The sequence below is a fragment of the Nonomuraea corallina genome (assembly GCF_027620315.1).
In the GTDB taxonomy this organism is placed as follows: Bacteria; Actinomycetota; Actinomycetes; order Streptosporangiales; family Streptosporangiaceae; genus Nonomuraea; species Nonomuraea corallina.
On record NZ_JAPNNL010000284.1, the window covers coordinates 1 to 5,089 of the forward strand.

Below are 5,089 nucleotides of genomic sequence, written 5' to 3' on the forward strand. Positions count from 1 at the left end.
CGGGGCCCGAAGAGGTTCAACACCATCTACCGGCCATGCGGCCGGCTTACTGTATTCCGCACCCGCCCTGCTGTGCGGCGGTGATGCGGGGATCGCGGATGCGTGACCGTAGACCACCTTCCTATCTTGTGGAACTGCGGTACCCGCGCGGCGAGACTCCTCAGCCGACGACGGGCGATCCTTCGATGGCGTTCAACACTCCTTTCTTCATGCTTCTGGACCTGTCGTCCACTTCCTTGGCAGCGCGTCCACGATCTGGGCCCCTTCCACTGCACTGGCCCTTCACGTCCGACCTTCTGCCTTAACTACCTACTTCATCCTCAGTTCGGGCAGTTCGTCGTGATGCGGTGACAACTTCCTGCTGCCCGATGAATCCGTTCCTTGCGATGTCAAAAACCCTAGCAGCCACACCGGCGAATGTCTACTACGGCGGATACAGATTTTCGGCCCATGACACGACAGACCTCTGACGACCCCGCCGGGCTGACGCTGCCGTCGATGCCTGTACCTCTTCGCAGCGGCAGACGGTGAGAGCGCTGATCGCTTGCTTCGCGCTCTTGGCCCTGCGTCCTGCGGCACCTTCGCCAAGCGAGTCCCCTGACCGACGAAGACCGAGCCGTCACGAGGCGAGGTCTTCCCGCTCTCGGAAGGGCCTGGAAACGCGAAAGCCCTCCGCGATCTCGCGGAGAGCTTGAAGAGCGACGCGAAGCGCTTCAGCAGTCGCAGATGAAGCCGTAGTTACCCCAGCTCCCCTTCATGACCAACTGGTACTTGCTTCCGTACAGCCCATAGATACCGTGGCGGAACTGCTTGTCCGGCGAGACCCGTCCTGATCCGACGCGAGCCCCTGTCTCCCTGTCCCAAACCTCCCAGTCCACGATGCTGGTGCTGTCGATCCCGATCCAGACGCGGTTCAGGGTGCGGTTAGCGGGCGCGTAGCCGCTGGAGCACTTGTTCGTCCAGTAGTCGGGGCGACAGGTGTGATACACCTCAGCGTTGGCCGGCTGGGTCGTCGCGATCGAAGCGACAGTCGCAGCGAACAGCGCGAGTAACGTCATGGCGGCTCGACGCATGATTCCTCCAGAGGGTGAAGCCACTGTCGTAAACGGAGCAAGTCTCGCATCGGCTATCACGTCAGTCCAAAGGGTTTATTCAGCCCTTCTTACCGATGAAGCAGCGGCGACCGTTTCCGTCACTCCTTGGATTGACCGGAAGGACCGAGCTCGGACCCGTCGCCTGGCCGCCCGCCCCGATCAGGACCGAGCGCCTCGTGCTCCTGAGCCCGGGACCGTGCATCGAGCTGTTCACCTCGCACATCGGTGGCCCTCGGCCGCGTGAGGAGTTCGAGCACACCCTGCCTGCCGCGCCCCCGCGCCGCCGCCCTTGACGTCCGATTCAAGAGCCCTGCTCTCCTCCCCTACGCCGGCAGGGCCACCGCCTCCCGGATGGCGGTGACGGCCGCCGTCGGGTCGTAGTTCTCGGGCACGCCGTCGACCATGATGATGTCGCCCTCGATGTGCCGCGAGCGCAACGGCGCGATCTCCCGGTAGGCGGGAGAGTCCCACCACGCCCGCGCCTCGGCGATCCCCGGGAAGCCGATCATCACGACATGTCCCGGCCAGACGCCCTCCTTCACCTCGTGCTGGGCGGCGTGGACGAGGTAACGGCCGCCGTACGGCTCGAAAGTGGCGGGGAGCCTTTCGATGTAATCGGCGATCTCGGGGTGTGGGGCCGCCTCCCGCAGGTGGGCGATGACGTAGGCGGGCATGGGGTCCTCCGGTGAAGTCGCGTTCGGTGCGCTGCCGATCCTGACACGCCCTGGTAGGCAGGGCGATTACCTGGCAGGTAGGTGATCCGGCTTGCCGACGACTCGAATCCCGCGCCCCGTCCTCGACGGACGGCGGAACCGCCGTCCGTCTCGACGCACGGTCATCGCGACGCATCGCTCACCGGGAGGGTCCGGCGGCGAGCTGCCGCCGTACCGTGTCGGTGTCCATCAGGTACCACATGGACGCGAACCGGCCGTCCCGGACCTGGTAGAAGGCGGTCTCGGCGAACGACACCGACGCCCCGGTGGGCGCCAGGCCGTTCCACTCCTTGACCGGCGTCCCCGTGTCGACCAGGCGGGCGGCCACCCGGTCGCCCTCGACGACGAGATCCTGGATCTCCCAATGGAAGTCCGGCACCGCTTCGACGTGCTTGGAGAACTCGGCCACCATGTCGTCCCTCTTGACCGGGGTGCCACCCATGATCACCTCGTCGTGGGCGAACTCGGCCATGCGGTGGAACTCACGCTTGTTCGCCAGCTCGACGTACCGCAGGTAGAAGTCGCGCAGTTCCTCGACCGACATGCCCGAACCCGTCGCAGTGGAGCTCATGATCACTATCTCATTCCGTCAGTGCCGACCTGTTGCCCCAGATCGACCGTTGGACCGGGGCGGACATTTTTGTACCGCTCGGTAAAGAAAAACTATAGCACCCTTTTGTACCGATCGGTCGCAAAGGTGGGCCGACATCTGTACCGAACGGTAGGATCAGCTCATGAGCATCGAGACGCCGGCCATCGGACGACCCCGGGCGTTCGACGAAGAGACGGTCCTCGACCGGGCCACCGAGGTCTTCTGGCAACACGGTTACGAGGGCACGTCCATGACCACCCTCACCAGCGCGATGGGCATCAACCGGCCGAGCCTGTACGCCACGTTCGGCAGCAAGGAGCAACTGTTCGAGCGCGCCTTCACCCGCTACCGCGAGACCCAGCTGGCCAACGTCCGCGCCGCACTCGACCAGCCCACCGCCTACGCCGCCATCGAAGCGTTCCTACGCTCCAGCGTCGACGGCCTCACCGCCCACGATCACCCCCGAGGCTGCCTCTCCATCCAAGGAGGCCTGGCCTGCTCACCCGAGAACGCCCGCATCTCCGAGGTCCTGGCCGCCGGGCGCGCCGCCAACGAAGCCGCCCTCGAAGAACGGCTGGCTCGCGCGGCGAAAGAAGGAGACCTCCCACCCGGCGTCGACCACCGGGCACTGGCACGCTTCGTCATGGCGCTCAGCGAGGGATTCGCCGTCCACGCCGCGGCCGGCGCCGGCCGTGAAGACCTCCAGGCCTCCGTCGACATCGCCCTGCGAGCCCTCGTCCCGTCCCACGCCGACCAGCGTTCACCCTCGCTGTCCGGCCCCGACTCGCCTGATGCCTGAGGCGAGACCGCTCAAAAGGGGTTTGGCCCTGTGCCATGATCGTTCGGCCTGTGGGAGCATCGGGCCGGGTGAGGCGGCGAGGTGTCCGTGCTGCGGAGAAACCTCAGCCGTTGCATAACTGCGCCCGTGCCTCCCGTACATGGCGGAGTATGCCGTGGGCGTCCGCGGCATCGGCGATCGCATCAGCCTCGTCAAGAAGTCTCAGCGCCTCCTCGCGGCGGCCCTCTCCGGCGGAGATGTAGGCCAGTCCGACCAGGTTCGCGGCAGGCAACCCCGGGAAGGAACCCGATCTCACGGCGGAGACGTGTCGACTCCTCCAGGCGTTCTCGCGCCGATCTCGGGCGCCCTGCCCGCCCATCCGCGATGCCCAGGTGCCTGAGGGCATACGACATGGTCAGGACGTCACCGGCGTCCACCGCCTTCTGATGGGACTGTTCCAGCACGGGAACCGCGACGGCGTCGTCATCTCGTACGACCTGATGGAAACACCCGATCCAGAACAGCGCCTCCGCCTCACCGCGGATGTCTTCGACCTTTCGGTAAAGTTCGGCCGCGCGCTCGAACAGAGCCAGCTCACCAGGGTCCTCCTGTCTGTCGCCCAGGAACCGCGCGTGGGCGATACGACCCCGAGCAAGGGCAAGGTCCGCCTCCACCGCGTCAAGCTCCCGCTCGGCAATCGGCACCGCGTCGACGTCACCCCCGAAGACTGCTCGTTCGTATAACAGCCTGGACTGCTCCATTCGGTCGTCTCCGCTCATCTCACTCCTCTACCAGTCCGCCGAAGATCGGCCGCCAGACGGGATGCTCTCGGCTGCAGAAGCTCTGCCACGCTGAAACTCTTACCGCGTGAGCTTCACGGCGAACACAGGGAACGAGCACCCGACCTGCTCATCCGGGCCGGCAGCCTCCTCAGCGGAGACCTCCACCAGATCAACGCGGGTTGAGTAGGTATTCGCCCTCATCGAAGCGGCCGATGAGGAGCGTGTCCGGCAAGTACTCGAAGCGGAAATGGAGAGCGGTGTCCTGGCCGTCGCCACAGATGAAGTACTCCTCATCGGGGACGTCGGTGTCATCCCACGGCTCAGCGGCATCGGGATCCAGATCCCGCAGCCAGCCGATCTCACCACCCGGCAGCAGAATCTCTCCACCCCATCCATTGGCGAAGCTCAGAAACGACCGGTAACTCGGTGGAAGCCTGACGCTTCTTTCGTCGAGAGCCGGCGTTGCTGCTCAACCGTGTGACGCCGCGAGGGACGGTCAGGCTGCGTGAGGCGGCGTTGCTGTACTTCCCCGCTGACTGACGGCGACGGCTGAAACTGGATCTAGCCCATATCTCGTGATGAACGCCCGCAATACCGGTCAAGACGTCAGAAAAAAGGCACTCCCTGGCCTAGCTATCCTGTGTTGCTAAGTACCGGTAGTCAGTGCTACTTTATACTGGTAGTCAGCGACACCAAGTAGTTAGGGAAATGGTCGGTGGGCGGGCCGATGTCCGCCTGGCTGCATGACCAGGGCTTCTCCGGCAACGCCGAAGGCACCCTCCTCGCGCTGCTGGTCAGGGTCGAACAGGGCGGCCTGGTCGAAGCGGCGTCGGCTCGATGTCAGCGCGGCGGGCGATGGCGGATGCCATGAGCGTTCGGCGATGACTTCGGGCTGTGAACCCGGACCGCGTTGGGCTCACCACGCCCCTCGTCTGCCGCTCACAGCTGCCCATCAGCGCCACTCCGAGACGGGGCTCGCAAGATCGAACACTGTGCCTCGGACACCGTAGATAAGGACATTCATGATGAGACAAGGCAACCACGGCCTCTCCGCAGCAGGGCTGCGCGGACCGCGCGAAGTGCCGGCACGGCATGGGGAGTCCGTGCCGACTTCTGGGCCGAATCCCGTC

General features: G+C 65.2%; 6 protein-coding genes. 3 read left to right on the forward strand and 3 right to left on the reverse strand.

The window, feature by feature from the left end:
• Positions 1 to 713: 713 nt before the first annotated feature.
• The 3 genes from OUY22_RS35565 to OUY22_RS35575 form a co-directional block, all read right to left on the reverse strand.
• A complete protein-coding gene (locus OUY22_RS35565) occupies positions 714 to 1,073 on the reverse strand; it encodes a hypothetical protein (RefSeq protein ID WP_270159714.1) in 360 nt (119 codons plus the stop codon).
• Between the two features lie 344 nt (positions 1,074 to 1,417).
• Entirely contained in the window at positions 1,418 to 1,768 is a 351-nt protein-coding gene (locus OUY22_RS35570; RefSeq protein ID WP_270159715.1) for a DUF1330 domain-containing protein, read from the reverse strand.
• A 178-nt stretch (positions 1,769 to 1,946) separates the two neighbouring features.
• The gene (locus OUY22_RS35575; protein WP_270159716.1) at positions 1,947 to 2,378 is read right to left on the reverse strand and encodes an ester cyclase; all 432 of its coding nucleotides are present in this window, start codon (positions 2,376 to 2,378) and stop codon (positions 1,947 to 1,949) included.
• Between the two features lie 163 nt (positions 2,379 to 2,541).
• On the opposite strand from OUY22_RS35575, the gene OUY22_RS35580 reads away from it, so the two are divergent.
• The 3 genes from OUY22_RS35580 (at position 2,542) to OUY22_RS35590 (ending at position 4,830) form a co-directional block, all read left to right on the forward strand.
• Positions 2,542 to 3,198 (forward strand): TetR/AcrR family transcriptional regulator, encoded by a 657-nt coding sequence (locus tag OUY22_RS35580; protein ID WP_270159717.1) that lies wholly within the window; start codon positions 2,542 to 2,544, stop codon positions 3,196 to 3,198.
• A gap of 425 nt (positions 3,199 to 3,623) precedes the next feature.
• Positions 3,624 to 3,920, forward strand: coding sequence for a hypothetical protein (locus OUY22_RS35585; protein WP_270159718.1), 297 nt, complete (start codon positions 3,624 to 3,626; stop codon positions 3,918 to 3,920).
• A gap of 766 nt (positions 3,921 to 4,686) precedes the next feature.
• Positions 4,687 to 4,830, forward strand: coding sequence for a hypothetical protein (locus OUY22_RS35590; protein WP_270159719.1), 144 nt, complete (start codon positions 4,687 to 4,689; stop codon positions 4,828 to 4,830).
• Positions 4,831 to 5,089 lie beyond the last annotated feature (259 nt).